This window comes from Lysinibacillus sp. BNK-21 (assembly GCF_048684915.1).
GTDB classification, from domain to species: Bacteria; Bacillota; Bacilli; order Bacillales_A; family Planococcaceae; genus Lysinibacillus; species Lysinibacillus capsici.
Map to the genome: position 1 here is coordinate 3,782,120 of NZ_JBLQTS010000001.1, position 16,892 is coordinate 3,799,011.

Here is a 16,892-nt window from a genome sequence, read left to right on the forward strand (position 1 = left end):
TTCAAGCTTTAACTTGAATGCTCCTACTGTTAAATTTGTTGTTCATCTGTTGTTGTGTAACGCACTAAAACAGCACCAGTTTTCGATTCACCCTCGATAAATAGGCGATTCGCATTTTCAACTTCTTTGTCGAAACGGACTACTTTGGATAAGAATTGATCTTGTGACTCCATTTTAGAAACATCCTGGATCCCCACATCCACTTTACCGAAATTCGTTACGACTTTACCGCTCAATGAAATTGTTCTTGGGACATATAATTCCACTGCTCCAGCAACTGTTTGAGCTTTAATTTTAGAAGAATTTGTCGAGCATGTTGTTACGACTACATGTCCATTGACAGACTTAGCTTCAACTTCATCCAATGCACCATCCAAATAAACACGCCCATTCAATGTTTCAGCCTCTAAATCCTTACCTCGAACATTCGTTAATTCAATGGAACCATTAGAAGAATCCACTTCAGCTTTTCCAAAATTAAATTTCGTACCTTTAATGGCACCGTTTAACGTTTTCACTTTTAATTCTTCAAATTCTGTATCCTGTAATGAAACACTACCATTCATTAGACGAACAGATAATTTTTCAAGTTTATCCTTTGGTACTAGCACCTTCACATTGACTTGAACAAGCTTTAATTGGCTCAAAATACGAAGTGATTGCGCTTCCTTTTTCACAACAAATTGCTCTAAGAAGTGATTACGAGTTTCTTCTTCACTTTCGTTCATCAAAGGTGCCTTTACCTTGCAAATCACCTGAATAGTTTCCCCTTCACTGGATTCCAATGAGAAGTTACCATTCGGTAATTCAACAATAATATTGTCCACATTGGCAGCAGCCACTTCTTCTGTATGGGTAAATTCAATTTTATCTCCAAATGGAGAAGCTACATCAAATTCCTTTACCTTTTTAACAGCCGTATTCATCATATCCATAAAAAGAGAACCGATTTGCGTTAAATCCTTACGAAAATCCTGCATTTCATCTTGGAAGTATTTCATAAAATCATCTTTTTTCTTGTCACCATCTTTTGATTTTTCTTCAAATAATGGCTCTTTTTCATTTGAAAAGGATTGCGTCTCTTTCGACACATCATTCATAACATGTTGAGTAGACTTGCCAGGTTGCTCTAATGCTTCTAATAATGTAATCGCCTCTTGTGCCGAAATTGTTCCTTTTTCTACAAGTTCTAAAATTCGTTGACGTTCATTTTGCATAAATAAATAGCCTCCCTCAGTTCGTTATACTATTTATACGATTCATCATGTGAAAAGTTTCACTGCAAAATTGAATAAATTGGGTCTTTTCATTTCAACATCGACAGGCTTTTACCTCTGAAGATTTTATTGCTCGTTTTTTAGATTAGTTGGATCACTTCTGACCTCTGTTTTAGTGGGTTCTTCACATTTCGAATCATTTTCAATCTGGATTGAGCGACTTTCCCCAATTTAAGATCACCTTTCAATCCAGATTAATCATTTCCGTTCGAATGTAAAACCCTTAAGACTTAGTAGCTTCTGCTAGCAATGCATCCATTCTCATACGATCACGTTCCAGAATTGGTTTTAAGTATTTGCCTGTATAGGAGCCTGCTACTTCTACTACCTCTTCAGGTGTACCAGTTGCAACAATCGTACCACCTTTGTCTCCGCCTTCTGGACCTAAGTCAATGATATAATCAGCTGTTTTAATCACATCCAAGTTATGCTCAATAACTAATACCGAATCACCGTTTTCAACAAGACGCTGTAAAACGACAAGTAAACGAGCAATATCATCGGCATGTAATCCTGTCGTTGGTTCATCTAAAATATAGAAGGATTTCCCTGTGGAGCGTCGATGTAATTCAGAGGCTAGTTTTACACGCTGTGCCTCACCGCCCGATAAGGTTGTGGCTGGTTGCCCTAATTTCATATAACCCAACCCCACATCAACAATCGTTTGTAGCTTACGCTGGATCTTTGGAATATTTTCAAAGAACACTACTGCATTTTCAATTGTCATATCGAGAATATCTGCAATACTCTTATCTTTATACTTCACTTCAAGTGTTTCACGGTTATAACGTTTGCCGTGACATACTTCACATGGTACATAAACATCTGGAAGGAAATGCATTTCAATTTTAATAATGCCGTCACCACGACATGCTTCACAACGACCGCCCTTGACATTAAAGCTAAAGCGTCCTTTTTTATAGCCTCGTACCTTTGCTTCATTTGTTGCTGCGAAAACATCGCGAATATCATCAAAAACACCTGTATAAGTTGCTGGGTTTGAACGAGGTGTACGACCAATTGGCGATTGATCAATATCGATTACTTTTTCAAGCTCATCGATACCTGTCACTTCTTTATGCTCGCCAGGCTTAACCTTTGAACGATTCAGCTTCTGTGCCAAAGATTTATATAAAATTTCATTAATCAGTGTAGATTTCCCTGAACCAGACACACCTGTCACTGCTACAAATAAGCCTAATGGAACATCTACTTTAACATTGCGTAAATTATTTTCCTTGGCACCTTTAATGGAGAGCTTTCGGCCATTTGGTTGGCGTCTTTCAATTGGTAAAGGAATAAACTTTCTACCACTTAAATATTGTCCAGTTAAGGATTTTTCATTATTCATAACTTCCTTTGGTGTACCTGCTGCCACAATTTGACCGCCATGGACGCCTGCTCCAGGTCCTACATCGATGAGATAATCTGCTGCAAGCATCGTATCTTCATCATGCTCTACCACAATCAGCGTATTCCCAATGTCACGCATATTTTGTAATGTGCTTATCAGCCGATCATTATCACGCTGGTGCAAACCAATCGAAGGCTCATCTAAAATATAGAGGACTCCTGTTAATCGTGAACCAATTTGCGTAGCAAGGCGAATACGTTGTGCCTCTCCACCAGATAATGTACCTGCTGCACGACTCAATGTTAAATAGTCTAAACCAACATTCACAAGGAAGCCCAATCGTTCTTCGATTTCTCGTAAAACTAATCGAGCAATTTGCATATCCTTTTCAGTGAGATCAAGCTCTTTAAAGAAAGTGTCTGCTTCCTGAATTGAATATTGTGTGACCTCACCGATATGTTTATCAGCTACTTTCACTGCTAGCGTCTCAGGCTTTAATCGATACCCTTTACATGAAGGGCAAGCCTGCTGTGCCATGTATTTTTCCATCTGCTCACGAACATAATCGGATGTCGTCTCTTTAAAACGACGCTCAACATTGCGCACCACCCCTTCAAATTCAATCATTTGATCTCGCACATTGCCAAACTCATTTTCATAATGGAAGTGTATCTTGTCTTTTCCAGAGCCATATAAAACTTTATCCATCTTTTCCTTTGGCAAATCCTTCACAGGCACGTCCATTGGAATATCGTAATGATCACATACAGCTTTTAGTAATTGTGGGTAGTACTGCGAACTTGTTGGTTCCCATGGTGCGATGGCATGCTCTAACAAGGAACGATCCCAATCAGGCACCACTAAATCTAAATCTACCTCTTGTGTTGAACCTAAGCCATCACAGCTTGGACAAGCACCGAATGGACTATTAAATGAAAACATACGAGGCTCTAACTCACCAATAGAAAAACCACATAATGGGCAGGCATGATGCTCACTAAATAATAACTCTTCATGTTCCATCACATCGACAAGCACACGTCCATCTGCCAGGCGTAAAGCCGTTTCTAAAGAATCACTCAGACGAGCAGCAATCCCTTCCTTCATAACAACACGATCCACTACTACTTCGATGGAATGCTTTTTATTTTTATCAAGTTCGATAGCATCATCTAAATCACGCAATTCCCCATCAATTCGTACACGAACAAACCCCTGCTTTTTTAAATCTTCTAGTAGTTTAACATGGGTACCCTTACGTCCAGAAACCATTGGTGCAAGGAGCTGCATCTTAGTTCTCTCAGGATAGGTTAATAAACGATCCACCATTTGCTCAATCGTTTGGGAAGTGATTTCTATGCCATGATTTGGACAAATCGGTTTACCAATACGTGCATAAAGTAAACGTAGGTAATCATAGATTTCCGTTACCGTACCGACAGTAGATCGCGGGTTACGACTAGTTGTTTTTTGGTCAATGGAAATAGCAGGCGACAAGCCTTCTATTGCATCGACATCTGGTTTATCCATTTGTCCAAGAAATTGGCGGGCATAGGCGGAGAGGGACTCAACATAACGACGTTGGCCCTCCGCATAAATTGTGTCAAATGCTAGAGAAGACTTTCCAGAGCCTGATAATCCTGTTAAAACGACTAATTGGTCACGTGGAATTGTGACATTGATATTTTTTAAATTATGAGCACGTGCGCCTTGCACGACAATTTCAGTATTTTTCACAAGTCATTCACCCTTCTACCTTCAATTCAAATATTGTATCTCGTAACTCAGCCGCACGTTCAAAATCAAGCGCTTTTGCTGCTTCCTTCATTTCGACTTCTAGGGAAGCTAAGAGCTGTTCTCTTTCCGCCTTTGTCAGCTTTTTGCCTTTTGTTGCCTTTGTTACATACGATTCCTCTTCTTCTGCTACTTGTGTTGCGCGAATCACATCTGGGATTTTCTTAATGATCGTTTGAGGTGTTATGCCATGCTCCTCGTTATAAGCCATTTGTAACGCACGACGACGTTGCGTTTCATCAATCGCCTTTTTCATCGAGTCTGTTATATGATCCGCATACATAATGACATGACCATTCGCGTTACGAGCAGCACGACCAATGGTTTGAATCAATGAACGCTCTGAACGTAAAAATCCTTCTTTATCAGCATCTAAAATTGCCACAAGGGACACCTCAGGGATATCAAGACCTTCACGCAATAGATTAATACCTATTAGCACATCATACGTTCCTTTGCGTAGCTCACGGATAATTTCAATACGTTCTAGTGTCTTAATTTCTGAATGTAAGTATTCTACTTTTAAGCCCATTTCCTTCAGGTAAGCCGTTAAATCCTCAGACATTTTCTTCGTTAGCGTTGTCACTAAAACTCGCTCATCACGCGCAATTCGATCTTGTATTTCATCAATTAAATTATCAATTTGACCTTCAATAGGACGTACATCAATTAATGGATCTAATAATCCAGTTGGACGGATAATTTGCTCTACCATTTCTGGTGTATGCTCCAGTTCATAAGGACCTGGTGTGGCTGATACATAAATCGCTTGATGTACGCGGTTTTCATACTCTTCAAAACGTAATGGACGGTTATCTAGAGCAGATGGCAATCGGAAGCCATGTTCTACGAGCACTCCTTTACGTGCTTGGTCACCATTGTACATTCCTCGAACCTGTGGAAGTGTTACGTGACTTTCATCAACCACAAGTAAAAAGTCTTCGGGGAAATAATCTAGCAAAGTATATGGAGTAGCACCTGCTTCACGCAATGTTAAATGACGTGAATAGTTTTCAATCCCAGAGCAAAAGCCCATTTCACGCATCATCTCTAAATCATAGCGTGTACGCTGTTCTAAACGCTGTGCCTCTAGTAATTTATCTTCTGCACGTAATAATGCAAGTCGTTCCTCTAATTCTTTTTCAATGTTTTCAATCGCTTTACGCATTTTCTCTTCTCGTGTAACGAAGTGAGATGCAGGGAAAATAGCAACATGCTCTCGATCCGATAAAATCTCTCCCGTTAGTGCATCTACCTCACGAATGCGATCGATTTCATCCCCAAAAAATTCCACACGAATACAATGCTCATCACGAGAGGCTGGGAAGATTTCCACTACATCTCCACGTACCCGAAATGTTCCGCGAGTAAAACTAACATCATTTCGCTCATACTGAACGTCTACAAGCTTGCGTAATAGCTGATTACGTTCAATTTCCATACCTGTACGAATGGAAACAACCATTTCTCGATATTCTTCGGGAGAACCTAAACCATAGATACAGGACACGGATGCAATAATAATGACATCCTCACGCTCAAACAATGCAGAAGTAGCAGAGTGACGCAGCTTATCAATTTCATCGTTAATGCTAGAGTCTTTTTCTATATAGGTATCTGTCTGCGGTACATAAGCTTCTGGTTGGTAGTAATCATAGTAGCTGACAAAATATTCAACGGCGTTATTCGGGAAGAACTCTTTAAATTCACTATACAACTGGCCAGCTAGTGTTTTATTGTGTGCCATAATTAGTGTTGGTTTTTTAACTTGCTGGATGACATTCGAAATGGTAAACGTCTTACCTGTTCCAGTAGCACCAAGCAATGTTTGATGACGTTTGCCTGCTTTCACACCCTCCACTAATTCCGCAATGGCCTGTGGCTGATCCCCGTTAGGCTGATATGGCGCTTGTAAATCAAATGTTTGCACTCATGTCCCCGTCCTTTCCTTCCAATTTGTACATATATTTTAGCATAGCAATATTAAAATTTCGAACATTTAACGAACGAATGTTTGTAAAAATTTTTTTCATCTCTAAAATTTTTAATACATAACAATACAGTCAATTTAACTTGTTACTCTTATAATAGCCGTTTTATTAGGTTTTCAAGCTTTATCGATGGATGGGATTTCCTGTTTTGCTTTATGTGCAGCTCACACTCTCTCAGGAGTCGGGCTATGTACTTTTAGAGCGACTCTCACTTTTTAATAAACAGCGTCTCAAACTTTTTAAATGACTTTCCCCATTCTATAAGCAAGATCACTTCTTCTAACCAAAACATACAATCTTCACATACTCTGCAACTATTTTCAAAGGCAAAAAAATCCCACTCTCCAATAGATATGGAGAGCGGGTTCGTCAATATGATTCATCTTCTGTTTGGTGTAAGGAAGTTAGTTCGGATGCGTATTGATAAAATGCGTTTTCATCTTTTTCATCGAGTGCTCTATCTATCAGAACCATGAGCTGCTCTTGCCGATGCATACGCTGGATACGATTTAAAAATAAATCTAAATAAATCTCGTTTAATAATTTCTCTGCCTCATCAACTTTTTTCGACTGACCAACGGCTTTCAGAAAATCTGTATACGAATAATATTTATCCAACGATCTCACCTCGATCCTTTTCTAAATTATATGAAAATTGAAATTAAAAAGCAATGCTTACGATTCGAAAATATCTTGGATTAGCTATTAATCAATTGATATTTAGAGCAAATTCTCTAGGCATTTCGTGCTTTTCTGAACGATTTTCAACTATTTCATTTAATTTAAGAAAGTCATATTCTGTTTTACACTACCGTTATCACTAGAAAAAAGGAGGCACTCCCTATATGACAACTAACTTTGTAAACGGCTACTTAATTTCATTCAATACTTATTTGCTGCAACCTATTCAGCATGACTCCAAAGTCTTCACGCATGTGATTGATAAGCATAATGAGCTGATTGTTACACGCAAACCGATGCATGTCCTTCGAAAATCCTGTCTCTCATTAGGATCAACTTATGAAGCCGCAAAACAATCGGCTAAACGTTTTTTCGGCAATCAACACAAGCTACCAATCGTCGTGGCCTTTGATTATGGTTATCCCTGTATTTTTCTGCCAACTTATTCACCCAGCTCCATTCACAATATATGGATAGGGCTTCATGCAATTATTAATATTACACCTAGTGAATTGGGGTGTATTGTAACGTTAAAAAATGATAAACAAATCGAACTACCTATTCGTTATGCTTCCATTAGTAAACAATTTCTTAACGCATCTATGCTGTATAAATATTACATGAATGAACGAAAACAGCTTAGCCAAGATGCACCCTATCATCCACCCTTTTAACAAAAATTCCCCAAGAGCATCTCACTCTTGGGGAATCTGGGTATTAATTTATTTTTGAACGTAAATAGGCATTAATAAATGGATCTAAGTCGCCATCCATCACAGCACCCACATTACCTGTTTCTTCATTTGTACGATGATCTTTCACCATCGAGTATGGGTGGAAGACATACGAACGAATTTGGGAGCCCCAGCCTATTTCTTTTTGCTCACCGCGTATTTCATCTAATTGTGCCTGCTGTTTATCAAGTTCTAATTGATATAGCTTCCCTTTTAACATCGTCATCGCTTTTTCACGGTTTTTAATCTGGGAGCGCTCAGCTTGACATTGTACAATCGTACCAGTAGGAATATGCGTAATACGAACGGCAGAATCTGTCGTATTAATATGCTGACCACCTGCACCTGTTGCGCGATACGTATCAATTTTTAAATCCTCTGTACGAATATCGATTTCTATATTGTCGTCAAACTCTGGCATAACATCACAGGAAACGAAGGACGTATGACGGCGGCCAGACGAATCGAATGGAGAAATACGTACTAGACGATGCACACCCTTTTCCGCTTGTAAATAACCGAAAGCATTGTGACCTTTAATCGACAATGTTACAGATTTAATCCCAGCTTCATCTCCTGGTAGATAGTCCACTGTTTCCACTTTAAATCCACGCTTCTCAGCCCATCGTGTATACATACGTAATAGCATTGAACCCCAGTCCTGTGACTCCGTACCACCAGCACCAGGATGTAGCTCTAAAATGGCATTGTTTTGATCGTATGGGCCACTTAGCAGTAATTGAAGCTCAAAATCAGCCATCTTTTGTTGGAATTCTGCTAGTTCTTTGCCTAGTTCTTCTTGTAATTCTTCGTCTGGTTCTTCACGCAAAAGTTCCAGTGTCATATCTAAATTTTCATGTGTTTCCACTAAATCTTTATATTCATTGACAATAGCTTTTAAGCCATTTCCTTCATTGATGATCACCTGAGCACCTTGCTGATCATCCCAAAAGCCTGGCTCTAGCATCATTTCATCTAGCTCCTGAATACGTGCCTCTTTGTTCTCTAAGTCAAAGAGACCCCCTAAAGTCCGCCAATTTTTTGGCTGTAGTGTCTAACACATTGCGTACATCTGCTAATTCAATCATCGTTAAATCCTCCGAACGTTAGTCATGGAGCTAACACTTTATTCATAAAGCTCCGTATCTTTTTATTATAACGTTTTTAGAAACGAAAACATACTATCTAGCAGATGTTTTGTGGAATTAAGTCAACTATCCTGCGTCTCGTCCTCAAACATATTCTTGGCAAGACGTTGAAATACTTTCACACGGTCATACTGAACAAGTAAATATTTTGTTCGTTTCTCTAGTCTATATTTTAATAAAAAAGCTCTTTGAATCCGAGACTCTAACGCATTGACACTGACATCCACAATAAATTCCTTGCCATTCATAAAAGTAACCTTTGTCCTCTTTTTATCCACAGCGACATAGTCATCTATATGATGAACAGCGAACCAGATACAGTCAGGATGTAAAGGAGACCTACTAGGGAACCATAAAATATTACAACGTTCGTGCACGACAATAGGATTTTTATTAAGCTTGCCTAGGATCATTTTCGAACCATCGAACGCTCCTCTTAAACTAGAACCAAAATAACGCAGATTAAAGTCCAATAATTTCGTTGGTGGTAACGTAGATATATACTCATTATTTTTCTCATACACCTGCGTACATAAATTTCCAAAGGAATCATACACAGGCATATACATCATTGTTTCACTATTCATAATATCTTTTTTATGCATCTATAGTCCCCCTTTATACATTTTATGTTGCTTCCAGTCAAAATAAAAAGGAATATACAAATATGCGTACATTCCCGCTATTTTCAATGAGTAAGATTGCTTGAAAATTCCGATCCTCCTTAAGACTTAGTATCACCATCAAAAATTCAGGATAATAATAGGATAAATGACTTGTACTATATTCCTATTATTACAGCTATTGTATACCCATATTTTTCAATTGTCTATAAATTCTGACTTTTAATACTAAAATTTCTTCATTTTTAAGTAATTTTATAAAGAAAAAATCATTTTAACACGTAGTTAAAATGATTTTTTCACCTAGATATTATTGAGCTGTGCCATGACAGTTTTTAAATTTCTTGCCGCTACCACATGGACATAAATCATTACGACCAATGTTTTCAGCTTTACGTACTGGTTGCTTTTTCGGCGCAGCGCCACCTTCTTCTTTTGGATTAACAGCCTGCCCCTTTGCCACCTCTTCTCGCTCCAGATTATTGCGGATTTCTGCTTTCATCGCATATTTCGCAACATCCTCGCGAATAGAGGCTACCATATCCTCAAACATCGCAAAGCCTTCTTGTTGATATTCACGAAGAGGATCGTTTTGACCATAAGCACGCAGATGGATACCTTGACGTAGTTGATCCATTGCATCAATATGATCAATCCATTTTGTATCGATTGATCGTAATAAAATAACCTTTTCAAACTCACGCATACGCTCTGGTGTCAGTTCTGCCTCTTTTTCATCATAACGAACATGAACAGCATCAGAGATTAGCTGATTAATATCTTCAGCAGACTTGCCTTGGAAATCAGATACTTTAAGTTGACCTTCCTCTAAAAGATTAGCCGCTACAAAGTCTTCAATAGCCTTTAGGTTCCAATCCTTCTGTTCACCTTGAGTATACAGGCTAACAACATTATCAATTGTTTCTTGAATCATAGACTCAACAAGCACACGCATATTTTCTGTTTCTAGTACATCATAACGCTCTTTATAAATAATCTCACGTTGCTGACGTAGTACATCGTCATATTGTAATAAGCGTTTACGCGCATCAAAGTTATTACCCTCGACACGTTTCTGCGCTGATTCTACAGCTCTCGACACTACTTTAGATTGCAATGGCTGGGAATCATCCATACCTAAGCGCATCATCATCGACTTCATATTATCAGAGCCAAAACGACGCATTAAATCATCCTCTAAGGATAGGTAGAATTGTGTAACCCCTGGATTCCCTTGACGACCAGAACGTCCACGAAGCTGATTATCAATACGACGTGATTCATGTCGCTCTGTACCGATTACCGCTAAACCGCCAATTTCGAGTACTCCTTCGCCAGGTTTAATATCTGTACCACGTCCAGCCATGTTAGTTGCAATTGTCACTGCACCCTTTGTACCAGCGTTCGCAATGATTTCAGCTTCACGTTCATGATTTTTCGCATTTAATACATTATGAGGAATTTTATGTTTATCCAATAGTTTAGAAATAATCTCAGACGTTTCAATAGCAACTGTACCAACAAGAACAGGTTGACCAGCTCTATGACGCTCTGCGATATCAGCAGCAACTGCTTTATATTTCCCTTCCATCGTTGCAAAAATCAAGTCAGCACGATCATCACGAGCAATTGGTTTATTCGTCGGAATAGCGACAACATTCATATTGTAAATATTACGGAATTCCTCTTCCTCTGTTTTCGCTGTACCTGTCATCCCTGCAAGCTTTTGATACATACGGAAGTAGTTTTGGAAGGTAATTGTCGCCATTGTCATCGATTCATTTTGAATCTCAACGCCTTCTTTAGCCTCAATCGCTTGGTGTAAGCCATCAGAATAACGACGACCCTTCATCAAACGACCAGTAAAGCCATCAACGATCACAATTTCGCCATCCTGCACAACATAATCGACATCATTATGCATACTAACATGCGCCTTTAATGATTGATTGATCGCATGATTTAAACGAACATGTGTCAAATCAAATAGATTATCGATGCCAAATGCTTTTTCTGCCTTTTCCACACCTGCATCTGTTAACGTAACACCTTTTGTTGACTCTTCATACGTATAGTCTGTCTCTGCATTTAACATACGCACAAACGCATTAGACTGTTTATAAAGCTGTGCTGATTTCCCAGCTTGACCCGAAATAATTAATGGCGTACGAGCTTCATCAATTAAGATCGAGTCCACCTCATCAATGACAGCATAGTGCAATGGACGTTGTACACGTTCCTCTTTGTAAAGCACCATGTTATCACGTAAGTAGTCAAATCCTAGCTCATTGTTTGTACTATACGTAATATCTGCCTCATAAGCAGTACGTTTTTCATCTTTTGAAAGGCTATTTAAATTAAGCCCAACAGATAAGCCTAAGAAATTATAAAGTTGTCCCATTTCAGCAGCATCACGACTCGCTAGGTATTCGTTGACTGTTACAACATGTACACCTTTACCAGTGATGGCATTTAAATAAACAGCCATTGTCGCTGTTAAAGTTTTACCTTCCCCGGTTTTCATCTCCGCAATATTCCCCTCATCAAGAGCGGCTGCCCCCATGATTTGAACGCGGAATGGGTACATCTCTAATACACGTTTTGCCGCTTCTCGACAAACAGCAAACGCTTCGGCACGAATCGACTCTAAATGCTCACCCTCAGCATAGCGCTTTTTAAATTCATCTGTTTTCGCTTGTAGTTGATCATCTGAAAGCTGTTCCATTTGAGAAGCGAATCTCTCAACTTGGTCAGCGATTTTTTCTAATTTTTTTAGCTCACGTTTATTGAAATCAAATAATTTATTTAATAGGTTTGCCATGAATGTTTTTCACTTCCTATATAGATTCAACTTTCATTTTACCATTGTGTAACAGTTTCATGCAAACTGTCACCTCGACTACATATGATTGTCATACCAAAAAAAGACCCTCGCCATCGCGAGAGCCTTCGTCATCATGAAGTTTTAAGTTGTTTCAATTAAGCCATATTTTCCATCTTTACGTTTATATACAATATTTGTGCCGTTCGATTCAGCATCTGTAAAGACATAGAAATCATGTCCAAGCATATTCATTTGTAGAACTGCCTCTTCTTGATCCATAGGCTTTAAATCAAATTGCTTTGTACGAACAATTGAGTACTCTTCTTCCTCTGACACAGCATCAGCGGCTGCTTGAGTAGTAGCAAAATAAAGGCCTGCACCTTCACGCTCGCGGAATTTACGGTTTACTTTTGTTTTATGCTTGCGGATCTGACGCTCTAATTTATCAACAATTAGATCAACAGCAGCATACATATCATTATGACGCTCTTCAGCACGAAGAGTTAGATTCTTCATTGGAATAGTAACTTCCACTTTAGTTTGTTTGTCATTGTAAACCTTTAAATTGACATTAGCGTTGGCATTAACATCTTCGTTAAAATAGCGTTCAACTTTATCGATTTTGTTCTCAACATACTCTCGAATAGCTGGAGTTACCTCAATATTTTCACCACGAATGTTAAAGTTTAACATGTAAACTCCTCCTTTATAACTGCTATACTATCTATTTCTACACAAGTGTGTGAAATTCCTCTAAAATCATTCTTTTTTTTACAAAAATTTTTATAAATTATTATTTTGTTTTTTCGCTTCTGCTGCTTCCTTTTTTCGTCGAAGCTTTAGTTCTTCAACAATCAAATCTTCCACGGGTCCTTGATTATTGAAATAGATGCCATATTGCTTGCCACTCCCAAATGGACGACTCCAAATCACTTCTCCATAAGCACGAACTTCTTGTGTATCAAGCACAAAATGGATATCTAATGGAGGAGGGTTTATACCTAAATCCACCTCCGTAAACATCTTTAATCCACGTGGACTTATATCCAACAAGTCAGCCATAGCCGTTTGTCCATGATTGACCTTCCCATTCTCATAAATAGCAAAAGTTATTTGAATAGGCTCCTTAAATTTAAATCGGAAACCTTCTTGACGCTTAAAGATCATATTCCCACCCCAGTACTCTTTTAAACATGTTTATTGCTTTGATTATGCCATGATGCCCAACTAACAGCCACAGGGAATAAGTAACATATTTTACCGTTGAATAGCCTAATTTATGACTATTTCATGATAATAACGGTTTAACAAAAAAGAGACCATCTCTTTCGATGGTCTCTAATTGTGTCTAAATTTGTCCGCTGTTTCCCTGACCAAATTGCTGTTGTCGATTAATGCGAATTACTTCCTTCCACGTATCGCGAAATTCCGTCACCAATCCTTCCACTTCCTCAATAATGGCTACATCATCTAGCATATTAGCTTCCATTAAACGTTGGTTCATATATTCATATAATGCTAACATATTTTTTGAAATAGCATAATCCATGTTTAATGTCACTATTAACTCTTGAATAATAGCTTGCGCTTTTTGAATATTGGTATTTTTAGCTTGAATCTTTTTTTCTTGAGTAGCTTTCTTAGCCAGATGTAAAAACTTCAAGCAACCATTATAAAGCATCAGTGTTAGTTCTCCTGGAGAAGCAGTAGAAACCGTATTTTGTTTATAGGCATTTTGCGCCGATAAATTAGCTGACATACAAGGTCAACCCCTTTTTTAGAATATATTCACATTTATTTTTACGAATATTATCATAATATATCACAAAACTCTCCCATTAAGTCTTTACTTTTTTGAGAATAATGAAATGACTGTAAGATATAAATTCATTAAACATTGATTTGTACAACTTGCACTTATCCCTATCTATATCATCAATTTCCTTATCTAAATTCAGTGATTATATGATTTTGGTTATCTAAATGTTAAAAGTAAGTCACATCACATCTTTAAATTTACTAATTTTTTTTATCATAATACATCCCATCCATTACTCGCACACTTGCAAAAGGATTATAATATTGTGATTCATTTTTTTTAGCTTTTTGTAGATTTGTTAAATCCTTCTTAATAGAATTTATTACAATCTCCAATCTTTCTTTAATTCCATTATCTAATTCTAGTAATTTACAATGAATACGATTTTGCTTGTCAAAGCGAAAACCACCTTCTTGTTGTACTAACATTTCTATAATAATTTTACGTTGATCCAGAAGCTCATGTATATGGGCAATATACTCATCACGTTCTTCACTAATTAGTGTATCGTCTAAAACTTTATATAAGTTCGTCGATACTTGTAATAGTTGTTCTACTAGTTGCATAGTACACCTCTATTTCACTTAATGACGACTCTTATTTACCTTTGCATAAAAATACTTGATTGTTCACTGGCTTTGTTCATTGCTTGCTCCATAGCTGTGAATTGTTTCCAATACATTTGTTCAATCGTTTCTAATCTTCTTTTTAAATTATCCATTCGCTCAGTTGTTGCTTTCAAATCTCGACCAATACTAAATTTTTCATCGGCCATGTTTGCTCGTCCAGCTTTATCCTCAATAGCAAGTTTAAAACCTTCCAATGAATCACGTAGTTTTTTAACAAAGCCACGTGTATCTGTTGTAATGGTCTCCTCTACACCAGTATCTGGGTTCACTTTTGTCACAGTACCATTTTTATTTCCAGTACTTGTAAGGAGCTGCTCAACAGCATCTGGATTTTCTGTTAAGGCTTGACGCAATTTCTCCTCATTAATCTCAATCATACCACCATCGTTATAATTTTGAGTTGTAGTAATCCCAATTTTATAAAGGGTGTTATAGTTTGTATCCTCTACTGCAGGATTAGACTGGTAGAGTAAAGAACGCATATTAGATAAACCATCGCGCAAAATACTATCTCTACTTAGTAAACCACTTTTCGCTTTTTCATCCCAAAGTTTTACTTCACTCTCAGACAGCTCTTTCCTTTGTTCATCCGTTAGTGGTGGATAATCTCGGTATCTTGTTTCATTTGTTTGATCCATTAAGTCTTTGACAAACCCGTTATAGGTTTTCACAAAATCTTTCACCTTATCTACCATCTCATCTACATTGCTTGTCGCAGTGATTGTAACAGCAGGACCTTGGTCAAATTTCTCCTTTAATGTAATGTTATAACCAGAAATGGAGAAGGTGTTGGATGTACGTTCCGTTTCGATACCATTAACTGTGAAAACAGCATTTTGTCCCGCTGTTGCACTAGCTTTTTTACTTATATCTGGATTAGCAAAATCAGCTGCTGAAAATCCTAGAGCATCTGCACCGACAAGCTCGATTTCCTCCCCATTTGTTACATCACCTGTATTTTTAGCGGTAAAGGAGAATCGGCCATTTTCAAAAATGGCTGTCACACCAGCATTACTAGTATTAACTTTATTAATAAACTGATCCACTGTCATACCTTCTATAATGCTAATTTTTGTAGCTTCTTTTGCAAGTGTCCCATTATTTTGAATCGCTTTAATATCAATCGTTGAACTAGTTACACCCAAATCGCTTAATTTTGTTGAGCCAGTTGCTGTTTCAGTTTTTACTGTTTTTGCTCCTACTAGACGACCTGCAGTTGCTAATTGTTTTACTTCTTCAATACTTATTGTACCTGACGCACTTCCAGTTGCTTTAGCATCGACTAAATTAGAGTTAGAACTAGAAGCCGTCTTGCTATTAAGTTCCTTTAACACTAAATTGTCAGCCATATACGTATCAAATGCTCTGATTTTTGTATTAACAGCTCGGTAAGCATCACGTTGCCATTCCCCTATTTGCTTATTTTGAAATAGTCTGTCTAATGGTGCTCGTTGTGTTCTCATCATTTTTTGTACAAGTCCATCAATATCCATTCCCGAGACCAGACCGCCAATTCGATTTACCATAATCATTTTCCTCCTTAATATTGAATACGTTTAGATTTTTTCGTCTACTATCAACCCAAGCATCTTTTGCATTTCATAAAAGGCATCTAATAACTTTTTAGGTGGAATCTCTTTTACAACCTGATCCGTTTCCTTATTTACAACCGTTACATAAAAGCGATCTAACCCTTCATGATAAACAAATTTTGCCGTATTGCTGTTTGCCTCCAACACATTATTCATCGTATCAACTGCTTGTTGTAGTTTTTCTTTTGAAATTTCTTTTTCTTCTACAGTAACTAACGCTGTTTCTCCAATTGGTGTTGAACTTATATGAGTATAATCGGTAGATGTTATTTTCTCTGATGCTTTGGTTGGAGTTACGTTGCCTCCTTCTGTAGGCTGCCCTTGCGATGTAATACGCATTGAATTCACCTCACATAAATATTTTTTTACTTGCTTCTATTATCGGAAGTAATTTCTATAAGTTTCATGTTTTTTTGCGAAACGGCT

14 protein-coding genes are annotated in these 16,892 nt (G+C 37.7%); 1 reads left to right on the plus strand and 13 read right to left on the minus strand.

Annotated features, from left to right (window positions below):
* Window positions 1-29: 29 nt before the first annotated feature.
* The 4 genes from ACMGGO_RS19210 to ACMGGO_RS19225 all read right to left on the minus strand — a co-directional run bounded on the left by ACMGGO_RS19210 (window position 30) and on the right by ACMGGO_RS19225 (window position 7,034).
* On the minus strand, window positions 30-1,217 hold the full coding sequence (locus ACMGGO_RS19210) for a DUF4097 family beta strand repeat-containing protein (RefSeq protein ID WP_420282136.1): 1,188 nt from the start codon (window positions 1,215-1,217) through the stop codon (window positions 30-32).
* Window positions 1,218-1,500: 283 nt separating this feature from the next.
* On the minus strand, window positions 1,501-4,368 hold the full coding sequence (gene uvrA / locus ACMGGO_RS19215; protein ID WP_420282137.1) for an excinuclease ABC subunit UvrA: 2,868 nt from the start codon (window positions 4,366-4,368) through the stop codon (window positions 1,501-1,503).
* 7 nt (window positions 4,369-4,375) lie between these two features.
* Window positions 4,376-6,355, minus strand: a complete 1,980-nt coding sequence (gene uvrB / locus ACMGGO_RS19220; RefSeq protein WP_115674275.1) for an excinuclease ABC subunit UvrB — start codon at window positions 6,353-6,355, stop codon at window positions 4,376-4,378.
* A 430-nt stretch (window positions 6,356-6,785) separates the two neighbouring features.
* Window positions 6,786-7,034 (minus strand): IDEAL domain-containing protein, encoded by a 249-nt coding sequence (locus ACMGGO_RS19225; RefSeq protein WP_054549770.1) that lies wholly within the window; start codon window positions 7,032-7,034, stop codon window positions 6,786-6,788.
* Window positions 7,035-7,261: 227 nt separating this feature from the next.
* On the opposite strand from ACMGGO_RS19225, the gene ACMGGO_RS19230 reads away from it, so the two are divergent.
* Window positions 7,262-7,771 carry a competence protein ComK gene (locus ACMGGO_RS19230; protein ID WP_048392055.1) on the plus strand — a complete coding sequence of 170 codons (510 nt, stop codon included), beginning with the start codon at window positions 7,262-7,264 and terminating at the stop codon, window positions 7,769-7,771.
* A 43-nt stretch (window positions 7,772-7,814) separates the two neighbouring features.
* On the opposite strand, the gene prfB is transcribed toward ACMGGO_RS19230, so the two are convergent.
* From prfB to ACMGGO_RS19275, 9 genes are all read right to left on the minus strand, one after another.
* Window positions 7,815-8,919, minus strand: a protein-coding gene (gene prfB / locus ACMGGO_RS19235; protein WP_237497242.1) for a peptide chain release factor 2 whose coding sequence is annotated in 2 segments (ribosomal slippage) — window positions 7,815-8,843 and window positions 8,845-8,919 — 1,104 coding nt in all. Because the reading frame shifts where the segments join, the coding sequence is not laid out codon by codon here.
* Window positions 8,920-9,041: 122 nt separating this feature from the next.
* Entirely contained in the window at window positions 9,042-9,584 is a 543-nt protein-coding gene (locus ACMGGO_RS19240; RefSeq protein WP_048392056.1) for a competence protein ComK, read from the minus strand.
* A 328-nt stretch (window positions 9,585-9,912) separates the two neighbouring features.
* The gene (secA, locus tag ACMGGO_RS19245) at window positions 9,913-12,423 is read right to left on the minus strand and encodes a preprotein translocase subunit SecA (protein WP_054549768.1); all 2,511 of its coding nucleotides are present in this window, start codon (window positions 12,421-12,423) and stop codon (window positions 9,913-9,915) included.
* 144 nt (window positions 12,424-12,567) lie between these two features.
* Entirely contained in the window at window positions 12,568-13,119 is a 552-nt protein-coding gene (gene hpf / locus ACMGGO_RS19250) for a ribosome hibernation-promoting factor, HPF/YfiA family (RefSeq protein ID WP_004227537.1), read from the minus strand.
* A gap of 90 nt (window positions 13,120-13,209) precedes the next feature.
* Window positions 13,210-13,593: a PilZ domain-containing protein gene (locus ACMGGO_RS19255; RefSeq protein ID WP_048392058.1), complete on the minus strand. Its 384-nt coding sequence runs from the start codon at window positions 13,591-13,593 to the stop codon at window positions 13,210-13,212.
* Window positions 13,594-13,774: 181 nt separating this feature from the next.
* Window positions 13,775-14,185 carry a flagellar export chaperone FliS gene (fliS, locus tag ACMGGO_RS19260; RefSeq protein ID WP_420282138.1) on the minus strand — a complete coding sequence of 137 codons (411 nt, stop codon included), beginning with the start codon at window positions 14,183-14,185 and terminating at the stop codon, window positions 13,775-13,777.
* Window positions 14,186-14,445: 260 nt separating this feature from the next.
* Window positions 14,446-14,811 carry a flagellar protein FliT gene (locus ACMGGO_RS19265; protein ID WP_237899359.1) on the minus strand — a complete coding sequence of 122 codons (366 nt, stop codon included), beginning with the start codon at window positions 14,809-14,811 and terminating at the stop codon, window positions 14,446-14,448.
* Window positions 14,812-14,846: 35 nt separating this feature from the next.
* The gene (gene fliD / locus ACMGGO_RS19270; protein WP_279493973.1) at window positions 14,847-16,400 is read right to left on the minus strand and encodes a flagellar filament capping protein FliD; all 1,554 of its coding nucleotides are present in this window, start codon (window positions 16,398-16,400) and stop codon (window positions 14,847-14,849) included.
* 30 nt (window positions 16,401-16,430) lie between these two features.
* Window positions 16,431-16,805: a flagellar protein FlaG gene (locus ACMGGO_RS19275; protein ID WP_279493972.1), complete on the minus strand. Its 375-nt coding sequence runs from the start codon at window positions 16,803-16,805 to the stop codon at window positions 16,431-16,433.
* Between the last annotated feature and the right edge of the window lie 87 nt (window positions 16,806-16,892).